The organism is Methylosoma difficile (genome assembly GCF_054657615.1).
Map to the genome: position 1 here is coordinate 216998 of NZ_BAAHYJ010000001.1, position 19851 is coordinate 236848.

The following is a 19851-nucleotide window of genomic DNA, read 5'->3' on the forward strand; positions in this document are numbered from 1 at the left end:
AACTGAAATATAAAGAAAAATAAAAAACGTCTGAAAATTAGCCAATATGACTAAATTGTAATAAAAACCAGCATTAAGGGCTTTTATAAAGGCTCTATCCACAGAGTTATCCACAGCTCCTGTGGGTAAAAATCTCAAGACCTAAATTCAGTCACTTAGACACAACTTATCACTTTCTTTTTAACAGACATGGCTAAAAAGCCTTTCCAACAAACGCTGGCTTATCGGATAGCCATCCCCGTTCCGCTTTATCGGCTATTCGATTATCTACCGCCAGAAAGCAACCCCAATCCCAACTTAAAACCAGGGACGCGTTTAGAAGTACCTTTCGGCAAAAACAATAAAATTGGTTATTTGATAGCGGTAGTGGGCGATAGCGATATTGACCCCAACAAACTCAAACGCGTCTGCCGTATTATTGATGAACACCCACTGCTATCAGCACAAGACTTAAAATTGCTGCATTGGGTCGCCCGTTATTACCACCACCCGATAGGTGAAGTATTCAGCACGGCATTTCCGGTAGGCTTGCGCCAAGGCAAAGCTGCCACCTTGCAAGGCGAAAAATGCTATGCGCTAACCGCGCTTGGCAAAACCACCGCCAGCGAAACACTGAAACGCTCGCCCAAACAAAAAAGCGTCTTGGAGAAATTCCAAGAACACTCCCAGCCATTATCGGAAAGCACCTTAAACGCGTGGAACAGCCATTGGCGCACAGCGGTAAAAAGCTTGATCGACAAACAATTGCTGACCCTTGACAGCAGCAATACCCTACCGCACGGACTGGGCGCAGACGATTTGCCCTGCAACCCCAAACAACAAGCCGCCATTAACGCCGTCAGCACACAGCTTGGGCAATTTGCGGTGTTTTTGCTGGAAGGGGTGACGGGCAGCGGCAAAACCGAAGTGTATATGCAGATTATCCGTACAGTGCTGGCGCAAGGCTTGCAAGTACTGGTACTGGTGCCTGAAATTACCCTGACGCCGCAATTGGAAGAGCGTTTCCGGCAACGCTTTGCCGCCGCCATTACCGTATCGCATTCGAAACTGACCGACAATCAACGCCAAACCGCTTGGTTACAAATGCAGCAAGGCCGCAGCGCAATCATGCTGGGTACGCGCTCGGCCTTGTTTACGCCATGCCCAAACCTAGGCCTGATTATTCTTGATGAAGAACACGACAGCTCGTTCAAACAACAGGAAGGCCTGCGTTTTTCAGCACGTGATGTCGCCATTGTCCGCGCCAAACAACACGGCATCCCGGTGCTGTTGGGTTCTGCGACACCGTCACTGGAAAGCCTTTACAACGCCCAGCGGGGACGCTACCAATGGCTGCAATTGCCAGAGCGGGCCGGCAACGCCTTGGCACCGGTGTTGCAACTGCTGGACATCCGTAACAAACCCTTGCAAGAAGGTTTATCTGACGCCTTGCTGGCAGACATAGAGCAGACCCTCGCCAAAAATGAACAAGTCTTGCTGTTTTTAAACCGCCGAGGTTTTGCGCCCACACTGATTTGCCACAGCTGCGGCTGGGTGGCGCATTGCCAACGCTGCGACGCCAACTTGGTCATCCACGCCTTCGAGCAATTGCTGCGCTGCCACCATTGCGGCAAAGAACAACGTTTGCTGCACCACTGCCCCGCTTGCCAGGGCGGCACGCTGACCGCCTTGGGCCTAGGGACTGAGCGGGTGGAAAACGTGCTGAACGCATTGTTTCCACAACAAACCATCGTGCGCCTGGACCGCGACTCCACACAGCGCAAAGGCGCGTTACAAAACTATTTGGAGCAAATCAACCAAGGCCACGCTGATATTATTTTAGGCACACAAATGCTCGCCAAAGGCCACCATTTTGCCAATGTAACGCTGGTGGCTATTTTAGATGTCGATAGCGGCCTGTTCAGCATTGACTTCCGCGCGCCGGAAAAACTCGCGCAACTGATTGTGCAAGTGTCAGGCCGAGCTGGTCGCGCCGAAAAGCCAGGCCGCGTCATCCTGCAAACCCGCCATCCCGAACACCCGCTGCTGACCACCCTCATCCAAGACGGCTATCAACGCTTTGCCACTTTAGCGTTGGCTGAACGCAAACAAGCAGGCTTGCCGCCCTACAGCTATCAAGCCCTATTCCGAGCCGCCGCTGTTGATGCACGTTTGCCGCCTGTTTTTTTGGAAACCGTCAGCCAACTGGCGCGCCAGCATTTGAAATCGACCTTGCAAATCCTCGGCCCGGTTCCTGCCCCCATGAGCAAACGCGCCGGCTTGTACCATTACCAACTGCTGTTGCAAAGCCATAAGCGGCAAGACTTGCAAGCCACGCTGGATGCCTTGTTACCCGCCATAGAACAACATAAACCCTCGCAAAAAGTGCGCTGGTCTTTGGATGTTGATCCGATTGATTTGTATTGAAGCTGTTAAGACGACATTGCCGCCAAATGCTTAAGCAACAGGCCAACCATCAACAAGGGCATTATCAAGGCGCTGATTTCCCAAAACCCAGTCGCCAGCAAAACCGCCTGGTTGGCGACCAACACGGCAATATAGGCCAACGCCGCCCAGCGTTTCATCATCCACAACCCCAGCAAGCACAGTACGCTGACCAACACCGAAACACCAAAATAAGCCGGGTAAATCCCGCCCAATTGTTTGGTCATTGGCGAAAAAACCAAATTCAGCATTTGCGTGGCATTAATAAAACCAATCACACACACGGCAATAATGGCTAAAGGTTTGGCGGGATTAAATCGCGGATCCATCATAACGGCCTTCTTTTAAGTGAACATAAAAGGCTGATTTTTGCTTATCTGGCCTGTGCTGGCAAGCCCGTTAAAGCGGTATTGTTTGAATGGATAATGAGATGATTTTCATGGATAATGCCCCACTATTAATTGATAAAACCACTCTTTGGCAGTAATGAAAAACAAGATAGAAAACCTTCTCCTGCAAGCGCTTGCCGCACTCAAATCCGACGGCACGCTCAACCACGACATCAGCCCCAACATCAACATAGACCGCACCCGTGACGAATCACACGGCGATTTTGCCTCCAACCTAGCGATGTTGCTGGCAAAACCGGCACAAATGCCGCCCCGCGCCTTGGCGGAAAAACTGATTGCCGCGTTGCCGCAAGACAGCACCATCACTAAAGTCGAGATTGCAGGGCCTGGCTTTATCAATTTCTTTGTTGATAAAAGCGCACAATTCCAAATTATTGGGCAAATCCACACCCAAGGCCCTGCTTTTGGCTTAAGCCAAGTGGGCGCCGGCAAAAAAGTGCAAGTCGAATTCGTCTCCGCCAATCCGACCGGCCCCTTGCATGTCGGACATGGACGCGGCGCAGCCTATGGCTCGGTGGTGGCTGACTTGCTGCAAGCCGTCGGCTTTAATGTCCACCGCGAATACTATGTCAACGATGCCGGACGGCAAATGGACATCCTCGCCACCAGCATTTGGTTGCGCTATCTGGAAGAATGCGGCGAAGTGCTGCCCTTCCCCAGCAACGGCTATCGCGGCGATTATGTCCGCGACATCGCTTGGCAAACCCACAAAAACGCTGGCAACGAATACCGCCGACCAGCCAACTTGGTGTTGGAAAACTTGCCTTTGGACGAACCGCAAGGCGGCGATAAAGAACTGTTTATCGACGCGATGATCGCCCGCACCAAAACCTTATTAGGAACCACGCTTTACCGTGACTTTTTCGCCATTGGCCTGAACACCATCCTGGACGACATCCGCGACGATTTGCATGAATTTGGCGTGGATTATCAAGAATGGTTTTCAGAACGCCAGCTCATGGATGACGGTTCGGTCGACCAGGCCTTGCAACGCTTGCAAGCTGGCGGACACTTATACGAAAAAGAAGGCGCAACTTGGTTTGCCTCCAGCCTTTTGGGCGATGAAAAAGACCGTGTTGTCGTCCGCGAAAATGGCCAGTACACCTATTTTGCTTCCGACATTGCCTACCACATGAACAAACTTGACCGTGGTTTTGAGCAAATCATCGACATTTGGGGCGCCGACCACCACGGCTACATTCCGCGCGTACGCGCCGCCATGCAGGCCTTAGGTGCTGATGAAGCCAAACTGAAAGTTTTGCTGGTGCAATTCGCCACCTTGTATCGTGGCGACGAAAAAGTACAAATGTCCACCCGTTCCGGCGAGTTCATCACCTTAAGACAATTGCGCAATGAAGTGGGCAAAGACGCGGCGCGCTTTTTCTATGTGATGCGCCGTTCGGAACAGCATATGGACTTTGATTTAAAACTCGCCACCTCGAAAACCAACGAGAATCCGGTGTTTTATGTACAATACGCCTACGCCCGCGTGTGCAGTGTGCTGCGTCAACTGGACGAAAAAGCTTTGGAGCGCAATATCCAATTAGGCATGGAAAATTTGGCGTTATTGGTCGAACCGCACGAAGCGGCTTTGCTCGGCACCCTAAGCCGTTACCCAGAAGCCTTGCAACGCGCCGCCCTCAACTACGAGCCGCACCAGCTGATCCAATATCTGCGTGAATTGGCGACCGAATTCCATACTTACTACAACGCCCACCAATTTTTGGTTGAAGACGCCAAATTGCGTGATGCCCGACTCAACTTAATTTGCGCCATTAAACAAGTATTGGCTAACGGCTTAGGCCTACTTTCCGTCACCACTCCCGAATCAATGTAACTTATGGCCCGCGACTACAAACACCGAGTACAAGGCAAAAAAACACCACGGGGCGGGCGCCGGCAAGGCCCTGGCCCGTTGCGAATCATTGCTGTCGTGCTGGTGTTGGCGGGGTTCGGCGGGGTTTTGGCCTATTTGCATTTTTCCACACCTAAAACACCTGTCGCCTCGGAAGAAACAGCCGAAAAAACAGCCCCTACCGATGTAGCCAAGACCGAACCCGAAAAACAAGCCGCCAAACCGGCATACCCGCATTTCGATTTCTATCACAGCCTTCCCAAGAAAGAGATTGTCATCCCCGAACACGAGGTAAAAACCCGCAGCCGTGAAGAAGCAGTCGGTAAAAGCAATGACAACAAGCAATATATGGTGCAGGCGGGCTCTTTCAGCAGCAGCAAAGAAGCCGAGCAATTAGGAAAAAAGCTGGCGAAAATGGGCATTCCCGCCAAAATTGATAAAGTAACCGTCAAGGTCAACAACAAAGCTGAAAAATCGAATCTTGAGCCTAAAGTTTGGTATCGGGTAAAAATCGGCCCCTACAACAAAATGACCAGCGTCGATACGGTCAAATCAAGACTGAAAAAAAGCGGCATCGATGCCGTGGTCACGCAAATTGGGCGTTGATCCAAAAAGCAGTCACACCGTCCCAAATTGTTTCCTAAAAACAAGGGCTGAAAAACTAAACAGCATCTATCGCAGCCCGTTTGAAGCCATCAAGCAATCCACAAAGTACCCACCCCCAAACCGCTAGTGCCAACACCTGTTAGATTGACACCCAGCAATTCCACCAACACATCGTTGCCCCCCTCGTTTTGGAAAACATAGGCGTCAGCGCCTACGTTGAAGGCAACCGTCGCACCGGCAAGCGTGATATTGCTTTGTAAATATGCCAGCACATCAGCCAAATTTCCGGCATTGATAACCAATGCGTTACTAAAAGCATCCGTATCATCAAAACGGATGATGCCATTGTTGATACTATGGCTTTTGATTGCGCCTGCATCAACACCATTACTGGCCACCGTATTGGCAGCAATGCTTGTACTGGCCAAGTCTAGCTTATCGACTCCAGCCGTTGTTGTGCCGCTAAGCCCTTCTTGGAAACCTGCCACGACGTCGAAGTTCGCCACGGTACTGTTACCGGAGGCTATTATTACGGTGTCCTTAGCCGCAACGCTTTCTGTTAAATCCAAATAATCTTTGCCACCGCCGCCCGTCAACACATCGGCACCGTTACCGGCAACCAATACATCATTGCCAGCACCGCCCAATAAGGCATTAGCCGCAGCATTTCCAGTAATGACATTAGCTAAGGCATTTCCCGTCGCGTTTTTGGCAGCACCCACCAAGGTCAAATTTTCAAGATTTGCGCCCAATACATAAGAAATGGTGCTTTCAACCGTGTCGATTTCAGTTATCAACGTAGAGGTTTCAACTATCACATCTCCAGTATCATCAACACAATAAATGTCACCACCTAAACCGCCCGTTAGGCTATCCGCTCCGATGCCACCATCCAAACGATTTGCCGCATTATTACCTACCAAGACGTTATTAAGGGCATTACCGGTCGCATTAATGGCGGAAGTACCGAGCAAGCTGAGGTTTTCCAGATTTGCCCCTAAGCTGTAGCTGATATAGCTTTTTACGGTATCCATCTCCGTCGGCAAGGTTGAGGTTTCTATTATGGCATCGCCACTATTATCAATAACATAAGTATCCTTGCCCAAGCCGCCGGTCAGAGTATCAGCGCCTAAGCCACCGTCCAAAATATTGTCGGCGCTATTGCCCAATAAGTTATTGTTAAGGCTGTTGCCTATCGCATCAATAGCCACCGTCCCCAGCAAGGCCAAATTCTCCAAATGGTTGCCTAATTGGTAAGTGACCCGGCTTTTTACCGTATCAATCTCGGTACTCAGAGTGGATGTTTCAATGACCACATCGCCGGTATTATCGACAATATAAACATCATTGCCCAATCCACCGGTCATCGTGTCGGTTCCGCCACCGCCTTGTAGCGTGTCATTGCCATCGCCACCGACCAGCACGTCGTTAACGCTGCTGCCAATTAAAGTTAAATCCGGCGGCGCATGAAAAGCATCATTGGTATAAATATTGGCAGCACTGACCACCCCAGCCGCAATCAGGCTAGCGACAACACTGCTATCACCACCAAATTCTTCATTCCCCCAAACCACAATCGAACCGTCTTCACGCAACGCAGCAAACGCGCCTGCGGTCGTAAAAATTTGCACAATATTGACGCTTCCGTCCAATAGTGCCGCGACCTGACTGCTATCGCCACCGTAACTGCCATTGCCCCACGTCACCACCGAACCGTCCGCACGTAAGGCGGCAAAAGCGCTGCTTGTAGAAAAAATGTTGACCACATCCACGCTTCCGTTAAGGGCAGCAAGCACTTCGCCACTATCCGCACCGGCATTGACATCGCCCCACGTCACCACCGACCCGTCAGCCAGCAAGGCGGCAAAAGCGAAGCTCGTGGCAAAAACGTGTACCGCATCCGTCACGCCATTCAGCGACAACGCAACCTGGCTGCTATCGCCCCCCGCATTGCCATCTCCCCAAGTGATTAATGATCCGTCTTCACGCAAGGCAGCAAAGGCGCTGGCGGTCGAAAAAATCGCCACTACGTTGATTGCACCGTTAATGGCGGATGCAACAGCGCCGCTATCTCCACCCGCATTGGCATCGCCCCAAGCCACCACCGAACCGTCCGCACGCAAAGCGGCAAACGCATATTCATTGGCAACGAGTTTACTGACCGAACTGAGTTGTGCCGCCACACCGCTACAGTCACCACCGGCATTGGCATCGCCCCACGTCACCACCGTGCCATTGGCACGTAACGCAGCAAAAGCAGTACCGGTAGAAATAATTTGCGTGACCGCTGTTGTGCCATTGATCTGTGCAGCCACCGAACTACTGTCGCCACCGGAACCACCCTCGCCCCATGTCACGACCGAACCGTCGGTGCGCAAGGCTGCAAACGCATAACGGGTAGAAAATAATTGCACCACATCGGTAATACCATTGAGCTTAGCCGCCACAGCGCTGCTATCCCCGCCTAAACCGGTATCGCCCCAAGCCACAACCGAACCGTTACTGCGTAAAGCGGCAAACGCAAAAGCGGTGGAAGCTATCTGCAGGACATCATTGGCACCACTTAGCTTGCTGGCGACGGCACTGCTGTCACCTCCGGCATTAGCGTCGCCCCACGTGACGACCGAACCATCGGCCCGGATTGCCGCAAATGCCGTTTCAGTAGAGAAAATCTGTACCACATCTTGTGTTCCATCAAGCTTATCAGCTACTGCCGACAGATCGCCGCCCGCATCACTTTCACCCCAAGCAACCACCGAACCATCGTTTTTAATAACGGCAAAAGCATTCGTATTGCGCCATTCTCTTAAGGTATGCCCAGCAAACACCGCGCTGATATTTGAACTAATGACTGTCATGCAAATTCTCCAAAACGTTGAAATGAAAGGTGCATTAACAAAAAATTAACAGCACTGCTCAGTTGCCAAAGTTTATAAAAATAAACTTACTTTTAACAGGAAAATTATGCCGCCGACATCCTGATTGCCCGCATCATCGCCAACAACCCAGTCGCATGAAGCCCTAGACAAGAATCTGCAAACTCAGGAGAGAGGATTTCCCCCGCAAGCACTGCGGCTTAATCCAGCCATTGCAAACTGGCTGCAGTTGCCCCAAGCGGCTTGTATTCGGCCCCTACCCAGCCGTCATAACCGGCATCGTCAATTACAGAAAACAGTTTTTGAAAACCAATCTCCCCTGTTCCGGGTTGGGCGCGCCCTGGGCAATCAGCGAATTGGATATGACCGATACGTTGAGCGTGTGCGGTTATGAACGACACGACATCTGCACCCATCATCTTGGCGTGGTAAATATCGTATTGCATCGACAGGTTGGGTTCGTTCAACTCATCCAGTATTGCCACCATTTGCTCGCCGGTGTTGACGATAAACCCCGGCATATCTTGGTTGTTAATGGCCTCAAACACGCATTTCACACCTAATGATGCCAAGCTTTGCGTAGCAAGCTGCAAATTTGCCAACAAGGTTTGCCGATAGGCATCCTGCTGGCGGCTATCGAAGCAGCGTCCCGGCAAAACATTAACGGCGACAGGCTTTAAAACTTCGGCATAGCGCAAGGCTTGCTCCAAGCCTTGCAAGAACTGTCCACATTTGCTGGGTACGCAAGCCAAGCCTTCCCCGCCTTGCAGCAAATCATCGGCATCGACGTTAAACAACACCATTTTCAATTGGTTATCATCTAACAGAGCTTTTAAAGCTGCCGCATTTAAACTATAAGGAAATTGTATTTCCACCGCATTGAAGCCACACTGACGGGCAGCCTTAAAACGGTCGGGCAAAGCATGTTCAGCAAACAACATGCTGAGGTTGGCGGAAAAATTAGGCATCGGGTGAGGGATACAATTTTATTAATGTGGAGGGGTCTTGTTCCGCATAACCATTGCTGGCGTGCAGCTGCATCAGCTGTGCGGCAAGACCGGAAATGGGCATGGCGCTGCCTTGGCGGTTCGACAAATCAACCGCCATCTGCAAGTCTTTCAACAACGTTTTTACGCGCCATCTGATCGGTTCAAAACTTTCTGCTGCCATTTGCGGGGCCACAATTTGCAACGGTTTGGAGTCGGCAAAACCACCTGCCAAAGCGAGGGGGATTTGCGCGGCATCCACGCCCGCTTGCTTTGCCAGTGCCATCATTTCGGCAATGACCAGCACATTGCAGCTGACAATCATTTGGTTGCAAATTTTGCTGACTTGCCCACATCCGACCGCCCCCATATGCGTCAACTGTTGGTACAAAGGCGCCAGCACTAAACGCGCTACGGCAATATCGGCCTCGCTGCCGCCAGCCATGATCGCCAACTTACCCTGCTCGGCACCCGCCACACCTCCTGAAACCGGCGCATCAACCCAACCCATGCCACAGCGTTTATATAAAATATCCGCCAACTGCTGGGTGGTTTCGGGATGGATACTGGATAGATCAATCAGCAATTTACCCGCAGAGCCTGCGGGTAAGATATGTTCGGTCACCACCGTTTCGACTGCCGCACTATCCGACAAGCACAGCAAAATCACGTCGGCAGCTTTTACCAATCCAGCAACATCGGCATGGGCAATTGCCCCTGCTTGGACAACCCCATCAAGCTTGTCAGCGCTGCGGTTCCAAACGTGGACGGCAAAACCCGCGCCAAGCAAACGTAAAACCATTGGCTTACCCATTAAGCCAATGCCGATAAATCCTAAGAGGGGTTGTTTTGTTAACATAGTGATTGTTGCCAAGGGGTTACTTAAAGGCCGCTATTTTAGCGCGGCGTCTTTTAATTGGGCTATACTAGCGAAAACGTTAACAATTACCGAAAGCATGACAACAAAACGCATCCTGCTAGGCGTTTGTGGCGGCATCGCCGCTTATAAAGCCGCTGAACTGGTCAGACTCTTCCGAAAACAAGGTGCAGAAGTGCGCGTAGTGATGACCGCATCGGCACAGCAATTTGTCAATCAGCTGACCTTCCAAGCTTTGTCCGGACATGCCGTACACACCTCCTTGCTGGATGCCGAGCAAGAAAATGCCATGGGTCATATCAATTTGGCGCGCTGGGCTGACCTATTGGTAGTAGCACCCGCAACCGCCAATGCCATCGGCAAATTTAGCCACGGCTTGGCGGATGACCTGTTATCAACGCTATACCTTGCCGCCTTATGTCCCGTCTACGTTGTTCCGGCCATGAACCAAGCCATGTGGCACAAACCCGTGGTGCAGGAAAATATCGCGCGGCTTAAACAACAAGGGGTAAAAATCCTCGGCCCTGCCCAGGGCGACCAAGCCTGCGGCGAAACAGGTTTCGGAAGAATGTTAGAACCCACCGAAATTTGTCTACAATTGTGTGGCACAGATAACAAACCCGACCTGTATCTGCAAGGATTAAAAGTCTTAATGACCGCTGGGCCAACGCGCGAGCCGCTTGATCCGGTACGCTACATTACCAACCGCAGCTCGGGCAAAATGGGTTACGCCTTAGCGCAAGCCGCTGCCAATGCGGGTGCACAAGTCACCTTGGTCAGTGGCCCTGTCAGCCTGCCCACCCCTGAAGGGATCAAACGGGTTAACGTGGAAAGCGCCGCACAAATGTACCAAGCCGTCATGGAAAACATAAGCGAATGCGCACTTTATATTGGTGCCGCCGCCGTTGCCGACTATACGCCCGCGACGGTACAAACCGAGAAAATCAAAAAACACGCCGATGATAGCGTCCTGGTCTTGCAAAAAACCCAAGACATTCTCGCTGCCGTTGCTGCCGCCAAACCGCGCCCGTTCACCGTTGGTTTTGCTGCCGAAACCCAAGATTTGGAAACTTACGCGTTAGACAAGCTCAGCCGTAAAAACGCGGACATGATCGCCGCCAATTGGGTTGGGCAAGCGGAAGGCGGTTTTGATAGCGAACGCAACGCCTTACACGTTTACTGGCAAGGTGGGCAACAGCATTTGCCTATGACTGAAAAAACACAGCTGGCAGAACAATTACTTAAACTGATCGCAAAGAGATTGCATGAAAAAAATACAGCTTAAAATACTGGATGCCCGTTTAGGCAATGACATCGCTTTGCCGGAATACGCCACCACCGGATCGGCAGGGCTGGACTTACGTGCCTGCTTAGACGCGGCAACGGAAATCAAACCGGGCGAAACCGTACTCATACCCACGGGGTTGGCTATACATATTGACGACCCCCATTTGGCAGCAATGATCTTGCCAAGATCAGGCTTAGGCCATAAGCACGGCATTGTCTTGGGAAATTTGGTGGGCTTGATTGATTCTGACTACCAAGGCCAACTCATGGTGTCTTGCTGGAACCGCAGCAACCAAGCCTTTACCGTGCAAGTCGGCGAACGCATTGCCCAGCTGGTCATCGTCCCTATTGTCCAAGTCAGTTTTGAGCAAGTGTCCGAATTTACCGGCAGCCATCGCGGCGAAGGTGGATTTGGTCATACAGGCCGCCACTAAATCGTTATTTCAAGGAGTATTTTATGATCAAATTTTTTACATTGATCTCCATTATTGTGGTCTCTGTGGTGCTTTTTGTAGGCTTGGGGATTTATGGACTATCTAAAATTGAGACCCAACAAACCAAAAGGGAAGCCGCCGAAATGGCCGCCAAAGGTTTTGCCTTAGGCGTCAGTTCGCAAATGGAATTATTGCAAAAAACCTTGGACAAAATGAGCAAAGACCCCGAAGTCTTAGCCGCCATCTACAGCAACAACACAGCAACCATTGATGCTGCTGCCAGCAAACTGGAACATCACATACCTGATACCTTAAAAATCCGATTATTGCAGCCAGGTATCAGCGAACCCGATAAAAAAGCCATCCCCCGCATGGGCTACGCCGACTTGGACATGGTGTCTGAAACTTTCAGTAAAAACCAACCGCCCGCCATACAAGGCGATAAAGGCCCCGACCGGCATTTGGCAGTCGCCAGACAAGTTGTCCATAACGGCAAAGTGATTGCGGTATTACTGGCTAGCATGAATCCTGAAATCATTAACCATGCCATCCAAAAGGCTGTTGTGGAAAACAGCTATATTGCCCTGAAACAAGGCAAGCTGGTCTTGGCCTCAAACGGCGAGGCATCGCCCGATGATGAGCCGATTGTGATCGACATTCCAAACAGCAATTGGTCAATCAATTACCAAGCCAACATCAACGGCAATTACAATGAGCTGTTGCTGGTCTCCAGCATACTGTTGCTCAGTGTTTTAATCATTTTGCTAACGGTATTCATCACCTACCGAAAACTTTCTGATGTCTTAACAGAAGACTTGCGCAGCGTCATGAAAGCCTTCAAAGACATGATGTCCTCAAAAATGCAAGGTAACTATCCGGTTGAACTCACTGAAATGAGCAATATCATTTCAACATTGGCGCAGTTCAAACGGGTTCTTGACAATGAAAACCAGCGCAACGCCGCCATCAACACCATCAGCAACTTAGTCGTCAGTGACGACGCCGACTATGAACTGGATGATTTCTTCAATAATAGTGACGATTTCAAACTCTAATCACAAGCCTTTACGATAAACAAAAAAACAAAAAGAAATGGAAAGCACCATGCAAACAAAAACCGCCCATCAAATTGCCGATGTCTTAATCGAAGCCCTGCCCTATATCCAACGTTTTAAAAACAAAACCGTCATCGTCAAGTTCGGTGGCAATGCCATGGTCGACGAAGCTTTAAAACACAGCTTCGCCAGGGACATCGTGCTGATGAAGCTGGTTGGCTTGAACCCTATTGTCGTTCATGGCGGCGGCCCGCAAATTGGTCAGCTTTTGGAGAAATTGGGCAAAACCACCGGTTTTGTCGATGGTATGCGCATTACCGACAGTGAAACGATGGATGTTGTGGAAATGGTTTTGGGCGGCTTGGTCAACAAAGAAATTGTCAACCTGATTAACCGAAATGGCGGCAAAGCCTTAGGGCTTACCGGTAAAGATGGCGATTTTATCCGTGCGAGAAAAATCAACTTGAAGAAATCGGCCTTGGATGACGAAGCCTCCGAAATTATTGATTTGGGTCATGTCGGTGAAGTCAGCAGTATTGATCCGGCAGTCATCACCATGCTGGGCGAAAGCGATTTTATTCCCGTCATAGCACCTATTGGTGTTGGCGAAGACGGCTTTTCATACAACATTAATGCTGACTTGGTAGCCGGTAAATTGGCGGAAGTGTTGCGGGCGGAAAAACTTATTTTACTGACCAATACCGCCGGTATTTTAGATAAGGACAAACAACTGCTAACAGGGTTAACCGTCAAAGACATTGATGACCTGATTGCTGATGGCACTATTTCGGGCGGCATGATACCCAAAACTACTTGCGCCACCGATGCCTTAAAAGGCGGGGTAAACAGCGTCCATATTATTGATGGTCGCGTGCCTCATGCGGTCTTGCTGGAGCTGTTCACCGACCAAGGCGTCGGTACATTGCTGCACAACAAAACATCACTCCGGCAGCACGGATAAGCTTTCGTTTACAAAAGAGCGGAACGAGGTGCGGATTTTCCGCACCTTATCACTCTCGCACAATTCTTGACCAACAACCGACTCGTGGCAGTGGATATCAAGAAACAGCTGGAATTCGTTCTCAGTGATGGGGATTCTTGATAATGACAAGCTAATGTCGGTATCGGTAGCGGGCGGACGGTTCATAATCAACTTTTCGTTAAAAACGTCCGGCTTAGTGGTGGAGTGCTGGTTGACAAAGCTACGGGCAATCTCCCAAGCCTTGTTGCATTGGTGGTCATTTTCGCAATAAAACAAACCCAAGGCATTGGCCTCTTTAATACTTGGGATGTTGACCCCGCCATTTTCTGGTTTCTTATGCGTTTGGGTCAGGAACAAATAACGGTCCACATCCGCCATCAACTCGCTTTTGGTCAGGCGCTGCCTGTCCATTATCAATACCAAATTATCTCTTATCTGCTTAATTTGTTTGTGTGATGACTCAATATCATCCAACAATTTCTTAGGGACTTTCTGTTCGTCACGCTCCAAATTGGCGGCAATTTTTTGCTGCGAACGAAGTTGTTCATCAACATGCCGCAGATTGCCTTCCATTGAAGCCAGCTGGTTGGCGAAAGAATCCATTTTGATTTTTAGGGCTGCGAAAATTTCTTCTTTGGTGTGGTAGGTGCTTAGTAATGCATTGTCGCGCAACTTTTGCTCGGCAATTAATTTGTCCTGTTGCTTACGCAAAGCATCCAAACGCCTTTCCAAAGCTTGCTGTTCCTTAGATTTAGCCCTTTCCGTCACTTCCAGCACCCGCGCCGAATTATTTAATAACTCCCTTTTGTATTTAGCCTGTTCTGGCCTTACTTGGTCAGAAAAAACAGTATTACCGGTGTCGTCTTCCAATCGGTAAACTTTATTGGACAAAACTGACTGGCTTGCCGTTAGGCATAGCAAAAAAGTGATTGGCAACGCGGCTTTTGATGATGGTTTAAACATATTTTATTAAATAAGTATGACGTTTATAGGCAATTATAGGTGAATCGTCACAAAGATAAAGCTTGCAATCCTATCAATAGCTTCTGGTAACGCCATATAAAATCGCCAGATAGGTAAGCTATCAGAATCCCAGCAAGTTAGCCAATTCATGCAGCGGTGGCAAAAGCAACATTTTTGCCAATTGCAAAAACAACAAGGCCAGCATCGGCGACAAATCAAAGCCGCCAAGATCAGGAATCATGCGGCGGCACAAATCCAGCAAAGGTTCGGTCAGGCTTGCCAAAATAGAGCTGGCGGCATCATAGGAACCAGGATTTATCCACGTCAGCAAAGCCCTGGCAAACACCGCGAAAATGAACACGTTGATGAGTAATGTGACCAAATCCGCCATTGATAATAAGGTAAGCGCGCCAACATTTAAGCTATAGCCCTTCAGCAACAAAATACAAAAGTTGGCGAACATTTGCAAAATCATCATCAACACTAACGATGATGTGTCGATTTTGCCAACCGAGGGTACAAACCGGCGTAATAAACGCAGAGGAGGATGGGTAATTTTCACCAAAAACTGCGAAATAGGATTGTTATAAGGCGCACCGCACCATTGCAGCAAAAAACGCAGCAGTACCGCCAAAATATACAGTGACGCGACTGTATCGATGATAAGGATGATCGGATCGGTCAAATAATTGGCATTCATTAATGGGTTTCCTTTGGTTTGGACATTTCGATGGATCGGTCTCTTGCCGCATGTAACGCCTTATCCACCAATTCGGCAAAACCGCCTTGTTGGAAAGTGCTGATCGCTTGCTGGGTGGTGCCACCTGGCGAGGTGACGCGTTGCCGCAATTGCCCAGGCGATTCGGGCGATTCGAAAGCAATCTTGGCAGCGCCTAAGGCCGTCTGCAACACCAATAAACGGGCCGTATCGGCCTGTAATCCCAAATCGACAGCCGTTTTTTCCATCGCTTCCATCAGCAAGAAAAAGTATGCTGGACCACTGCCGGAAACGGCGGTAACGGCATCCAATTGGCTTTCATCCTCCACCCATAAAGCAATCCCTACCGAACGCAGGATATTTTCCGCCAAATCGCGTTGGGCAGCGTTCACCTGAGAGTTGGCATGCAAGGCGGTCGCCCCGGTCAACACCAAAGCAGGCGTATTGGGCATACAACGGACGATGGCAGTTTGCTCGCCTAGCCATAGGCGAAGACTGTTTTGGCTGATGCCGGCAGCGATAGAGACGACCAAAGGCTGGCGCTGGGCAACCACCGCTGCAACTTGTTGGGCGACGCTATCCATCATTTGTGGCTTTACCGCCAGCACCACGACATCGACCGCACTAACCACCGCTTCATTGTCGGTACTGACGTTGACCTTAAGCTCATCCGCCAAAGCTGCCAACGCATCGGCATTCACATCCGATACCCATAACAAATCCGGCGCGTGACCGCTGGCAATCAGGCCGCTCAATAGACTACGCGCCATATTGCCGCCGCCAATAAATCCAATTTTATGTGTGTTCATGAAGGTTAAAGTGAAATGTTAGGCTGGTGTTCGGGAAAACAGGATTTGTACCAGACAAATCGTGTACCGACAAGCAAGGACGTATTATTGCGTTAAGCGCAAATATTTCTGATACAAGGTTTCATGATCTTCAGGGTGCTTGGGGTCTTTTTCTATACATTCCACCGGACACACCTCCACACATTGCGGGGTATCGTGATGGCCTATGCATTCGGTACACAAGGCGGGGTCTATCACATAAATGTCTTCGCCTTGCGAAATGGCGCCATTGGGGCATTCCGGCTCGCAGACATCACAATTGATACATTCGTCATAAATAACAAGGGACATTTTTCACCTACTTAAATTTGTCAAGCAAACGCTGCCGAACCAAATCCGGCACAAAACTGGAGACATCGCCATTGAGCTGGGCTATTTCGCGGATCATGCTCGAAGAGATAAATTCATATTGTTCGGCAGGCGTTAAAAACACTGTCTCCAACTCCGGTGCCAAACGGCGGTTCATACCCGCCAATTGAAATTCGTATTCAAAATCGGAAACCGCCCGCAAGCCACGCAAAATCACGTGTGCGCCCCATTGCTTGGCACAATCGACCAATAAGTTGTCAAAACCGATAACTTGCACGTTTTGAAAGCCTTGGGTGACGGCTTTTGCCAATTCGACTCGCTCATGGAGCGTAAACAAAGGGTTTTTCCCTCGGTTAACCGCCACTGCGACGATCACTTGGTCGTACAATTTGGACGCGCGCGCGATCAAATCCAAATGACCATTAGTCACCGGATCAAACGTACCTGGATAAATTGCGATTATGGGCATCATGTATAATGGTTCAATCCCGGTATCCAAACCGGGGCTAAGGTTGTCAATAGGTGCGATTATACCGTATTTTGTGCCACTGCCCGTACTGTACCGGCCTAGCTGAAACCCGCTTCCGTCACATCCCTATCAAAAGGCTTACCAATGTCAAAAGAAATTATCCAAACCCCCAACGCACCCCAAGCGATTGGCACGTATTCACAAGCCGTTAAAGTCGGGCAAACCGTTTATCTGTCCGGACAAATCCCGCTTGTACCCGCCACCATGACGCTAGTGGAAGGCGATATTGCCGCACAAATCACCCAAGTGTTCGACAATTTAAAAGCGGTGGCGCAAGCCGCTGGTGGCGATTTGTCGGATGTAGTGAAACTCAACGTGTTCCTGACCGATTTAGTGCATTTTCCGGTGGTTAACGAAATTATGGGGCAATATTTTACAGAACCCTACCCTGCCCGTGCCGCGATTGGCGTAGCAGCATTGCCCAAAGGCGCAGCCGTAGAAATGGATGCCATTATGCAATTGCCGCCACAGCCTTACCCAGCCTAAGCAGCTTGGCATTAACAAAGGCCGATTGCCGGACTTAAGCCATGAACCCTTTAAACCAACCGGTCGCCCATCTGAAAGGCATCGGCGCACAAACCGCCAACCGGTTGGAAAAGCTAGGCATCCGCCGCATTCAAGATTTATTGTTCCACCTGCCCAACCGCTACCAAGACCGCACCCGCACCTATCCTATCGGCGCATTGGCTGCCGGTATGTCGGCCTTAGTGCTTGGGCAAGTGGAATTTGTCGATGTCTTGCCACGTAACCGCAGCAGCCTGATTTGCCGCATCCGCGACAATAGCGGTGCCATCTCGTTACGGTTCTTCCACTTTAGCGCGCACCAACTTAACCAGCTGAAACCCGGCACGTGGATCGCCTGTTTTGCCGAAGTCCGTTATGGTTATGCCGAACTGGAAATGGCGCATCCTGAATACCATGTCATCACCAATCCTGACCATTTCAATCCTGAAACGCGCTTAACGCCTGTCTACCCGCTCACCGAGGGCGTCAGCCAAAACCTGTTGCGCAAAGCCCTGCAACAAGCCTTGCCTTTATGCCAACAAGACTTGACCGATTGGCTACCCGACAGCGTACGCAACCAGCATCGCTACCCCAGCTTGTATGATGCCTTGCAAACTTTACATGCGCCCGACGCCAGCATCGCCTTAGCCAGTTTGGAAAATGGCGACTTGCCTGCTTTAAAACGCTTGGCATTGGAAGAGCTGCTCGCCCATCACCTCAAACTCAGCCAAGCCAAGCGGCAAGCCAAAGCTTGGCAAGCACCTGTTTTTAGCAACGACCCCAGTGCCAGCCAGCATTTCTTGCGTAGCCTGCCTTTTCAACTGACCGACGCACAACAGCGGGTAATGGACGAAATCGCCGCCGATTGCGCCCAACCGCAACCCATGCTGCGCTTGGTACAGGGCGATGTTGGCTCCGGCAAGACCGTGGTCGCCGCCTTTGCCGCCTTGCTGGCGTTGCAGGCGGGCTACCAAGTCGCCATCATGGCGCCGACCGAATTGCTGGCGGAGCAACATTTGCGTAATTTCAGCGCTTGGTTTGCCGGTTTTGCTGTGCAAATCGCGTTTCTTACCGGGCAATCGAAAGGCAAAGCCAGACAATCGCTTTTGCAAGCGCTGGCGGACGGATCGGCAGGCATCATCATTGGCACCCATGCCTTGTTCCAAGACAGCGTAAGCTTCCATAAACTTGGCTTGGTCATCATCGACGAACAGCACCGCTTCGGCGTCCACCAGCGTTTGGCATTGCGCGAGAAAGCCCTGCCCGGCCTCAAGCCCCACCAATTGGTGATGACCGCCACCCCCATTCCGCGCACCCTTGCCATGCTGCAATACGCCGATTTGGATGTGTCCATTATCGACGAACTGCCTCCAGGGCGGACACCGGTCGTCACCAGCGTGATCCCCGCCGAACGCCGCGATGATGTGATTGCCCGCATTAACGGCTGGGTTGGCAAAGGCCGCCAAGCCTACTGGGTTTGCACATTGATTGAGGAGTCGGAAACCTTGCAATGCGAAGCCGCCGAACAAACCGCCGAAAACTTGCAATTGGCTTTGCCCAACATCCGCATCGGCCTTATCCACGGACGGATGAAAGCAGCTGATAAAGAGGCCGCCATGCAGGCATTCAAACACCACCACACCGACTTGCTGGTCGCCACCACCGTCATCGAAGTGGGCGTAGACGTACCCAACGCAGGGCTGATGATTATTGAAAACCCCGAACGCCTTGGGCTGTCGCAATTGCACCAATTGCGCGGACGGGTTGGTCGCGGCGTGGGCGACAGTTATTGCCTGTTGCTCTACCAAGCACCCTTATCCGAAAACGCCAAACAACGGCTGGGCATTTTGCGCGACAGCAACGACGGCTTTGTGATCGCCGAAAAAGACTTGGCACTGCGCGGCCCGGGCGAAGTGATGGGAACCCGGCAAACCGGGCAATTGCAATTTAAAATCGCCGATTTGCAACGCGATGCCGAACTGTTGGACAGCGTCCACGCCATTGGCGACCAAATTGTACGCGCACACCCCGAAGCGGTGGAGGCTCTCACCGAACGCTGGCTAGGTTCAGGGGGAAGTTATGCCGAGGTTTAAACCGGCAGCGGAAATTTTTTGCCAACTTCTTTAAAAGCAAGCGGTAAATACGGCAACAAAACACGTATAATTCGCCGATTAATAGCCGAGGTATC

General features: G+C 50.6%; 18 protein-coding genes. 9 read left to right on the forward strand and 9 right to left on the reverse strand.

Going from position 1 to position 19851, the window contains the following annotated elements; translation table 11 throughout:
• The first annotated feature begins 189 nt into the window (after positions 1 to 189).
• On the forward strand, positions 190 to 2406 hold the full coding sequence (locus tag ACYQ1O_RS01155; protein ID WP_459989681.1) for a primosomal protein N': 2217 nt from the start codon (positions 190 to 192) through the stop codon (positions 2404 to 2406).
• A gap of 5 nt (positions 2407 to 2411) precedes the next feature.
• Here ACYQ1O_RS01155 and ACYQ1O_RS01160 read toward each other — a convergent pair whose 3' ends face one another.
• Positions 2412 to 2756 carry a hypothetical protein gene (locus ACYQ1O_RS01160; protein WP_459989682.1) on the reverse strand — a complete coding sequence of 115 codons (345 nt, stop codon included), beginning with the start codon at positions 2754 to 2756 and terminating at the stop codon, positions 2412 to 2414.
• 154 nt (positions 2757 to 2910) lie between these two features.
• Here ACYQ1O_RS01160 and argS point away from each other — a divergent pair, with 154 nt between their 5' ends.
• Positions 2911 to 4671 carry an arginine--tRNA ligase gene (argS, locus tag ACYQ1O_RS01165; protein ID WP_459989684.1) on the forward strand — a complete coding sequence of 587 codons (1761 nt, stop codon included), beginning with the start codon at positions 2911 to 2913 and terminating at the stop codon, positions 4669 to 4671.
• 3 nt (positions 4672 to 4674) lie between these two features.
• Positions 4675 to 5295, forward strand: a complete 621-nt coding sequence (locus ACYQ1O_RS01170; RefSeq protein ID WP_459989686.1) for an SPOR domain-containing protein — start codon at positions 4675 to 4677, stop codon at positions 5293 to 5295.
• Between the two features lie 89 nt (positions 5296 to 5384).
• Here ACYQ1O_RS01170 and ACYQ1O_RS01175 read toward each other — a convergent pair whose 3' ends face one another.
• The 3 genes from ACYQ1O_RS01175 to ACYQ1O_RS01185 all read right to left on the reverse strand — a co-directional run bounded on the left by ACYQ1O_RS01175 (position 5385) and on the right by ACYQ1O_RS01185 (position 10016).
• On the reverse strand, positions 5385 to 8153 hold the full coding sequence (locus tag ACYQ1O_RS01175; protein WP_459989688.1) for a hypothetical protein: 2769 nt from the start codon (positions 8151 to 8153) through the stop codon (positions 5385 to 5387).
• 218 nt (positions 8154 to 8371) lie between these two features.
• Positions 8372 to 9139, reverse strand: coding sequence for a hydroxypyruvate isomerase family protein (locus ACYQ1O_RS01180; RefSeq protein ID WP_459989690.1), 768 nt, complete (start codon positions 9137 to 9139; stop codon positions 8372 to 8374).
• Entirely contained in the window at positions 9132 to 10016 is an 885-nt protein-coding gene (locus ACYQ1O_RS01185) for an NAD(P)-dependent oxidoreductase (RefSeq protein ID WP_459989691.1), read from the reverse strand. The genes ACYQ1O_RS01180 and ACYQ1O_RS01185 overlap by 8 nt, the downstream gene beginning before the upstream one ends.
• A gap of 97 nt (positions 10017 to 10113) precedes the next feature.
• Here ACYQ1O_RS01185 and coaBC point away from each other — a divergent pair, with 97 nt between their 5' ends.
• The 4 genes from coaBC to argB are packed head-to-tail and all read left to right on the forward strand — an operon-like array spanning position 10114 to position 13771.
• Entirely contained in the window at positions 10114 to 11319 is a 1206-nt protein-coding gene (gene coaBC, locus ACYQ1O_RS01190; RefSeq protein ID WP_459989693.1) for a bifunctional phosphopantothenoylcysteine decarboxylase/phosphopantothenate--cysteine ligase CoaBC, read from the forward strand.
• Positions 11300 to 11755, forward strand: coding sequence for a dUTP diphosphatase (dut, locus tag ACYQ1O_RS01195; protein WP_459989694.1), 456 nt, complete (start codon positions 11300 to 11302; stop codon positions 11753 to 11755). The genes coaBC and dut overlap by 20 nt, the downstream gene beginning before the upstream one ends.
• Positions 11756 to 11778: 23 nt before the next feature.
• Positions 11779 to 12810: a hypothetical protein gene (locus tag ACYQ1O_RS01200; RefSeq protein WP_459989695.1), complete on the forward strand. Its 1032-nt coding sequence runs from the start codon at positions 11779 to 11781 to the stop codon at positions 12808 to 12810.
• Positions 12811 to 12859: 49 nt separating this feature from the next.
• On the forward strand, positions 12860 to 13771 hold the full coding sequence (argB, locus tag ACYQ1O_RS01205; RefSeq protein WP_459989697.1) for an acetylglutamate kinase: 912 nt from the start codon (positions 12860 to 12862) through the stop codon (positions 13769 to 13771).
• On the opposite strand, the gene ACYQ1O_RS01210 is transcribed toward argB, so the two are convergent.
• The 5 genes from ACYQ1O_RS01210 to coaD all read right to left on the reverse strand — a co-directional run bounded on the left by ACYQ1O_RS01210 (position 13751) and on the right by coaD (position 17099).
• The gene (locus ACYQ1O_RS01210) at positions 13751 to 14683 is read right to left on the reverse strand and encodes a hypothetical protein (RefSeq protein ID WP_459989699.1); all 933 of its coding nucleotides are present in this window, start codon (positions 14681 to 14683) and stop codon (positions 13751 to 13753) included. The genes argB and ACYQ1O_RS01210 overlap by 21 nt on opposite strands.
• A gap of 193 nt (positions 14684 to 14876) precedes the next feature.
• Positions 14877 to 15455, reverse strand: coding sequence for a YggT family protein (locus tag ACYQ1O_RS01215; RefSeq protein WP_459989701.1), 579 nt, complete (start codon positions 15453 to 15455; stop codon positions 14877 to 14879).
• A complete protein-coding gene (proC, locus tag ACYQ1O_RS01220) occupies positions 15455 to 16282 on the reverse strand; it encodes a pyrroline-5-carboxylate reductase (RefSeq protein ID WP_459989703.1) in 828 nt (275 codons plus the stop codon). The genes ACYQ1O_RS01215 and proC overlap by 1 nt, the downstream gene beginning before the upstream one ends.
• A gap of 84 nt (positions 16283 to 16366) precedes the next feature.
• A complete protein-coding gene (locus tag ACYQ1O_RS01225) occupies positions 16367 to 16612 on the reverse strand; it encodes a YfhL family 4Fe-4S dicluster ferredoxin (protein ID WP_459989705.1) in 246 nt (81 codons plus the stop codon).
• Between the two features lie 7 nt (positions 16613 to 16619).
• Positions 16620 to 17099, reverse strand: coding sequence for a pantetheine-phosphate adenylyltransferase (gene coaD / locus ACYQ1O_RS01230; protein ID WP_459990620.1), 480 nt, complete (start codon positions 17097 to 17099; stop codon positions 16620 to 16622).
• Positions 17100 to 17243: 144 nt separating this feature from the next.
• Here coaD and ACYQ1O_RS01235 point away from each other — a divergent pair, with 144 nt between their 5' ends.
• Positions 17244 to 17645: a RidA family protein gene (locus tag ACYQ1O_RS01235; RefSeq protein ID WP_459989707.1), complete on the forward strand. Its 402-nt coding sequence runs from the start codon at positions 17244 to 17246 to the stop codon at positions 17643 to 17645.
• 41 nt (positions 17646 to 17686) lie between these two features.
• Positions 17687 to 19756 carry an ATP-dependent DNA helicase RecG gene (gene recG, locus ACYQ1O_RS01240; RefSeq protein ID WP_459989708.1) on the forward strand — a complete coding sequence of 690 codons (2070 nt, stop codon included), beginning with the start codon at positions 17687 to 17689 and terminating at the stop codon, positions 19754 to 19756.
• The last annotated feature ends 95 nt before the right edge of the window (positions 19757 to 19851 follow it).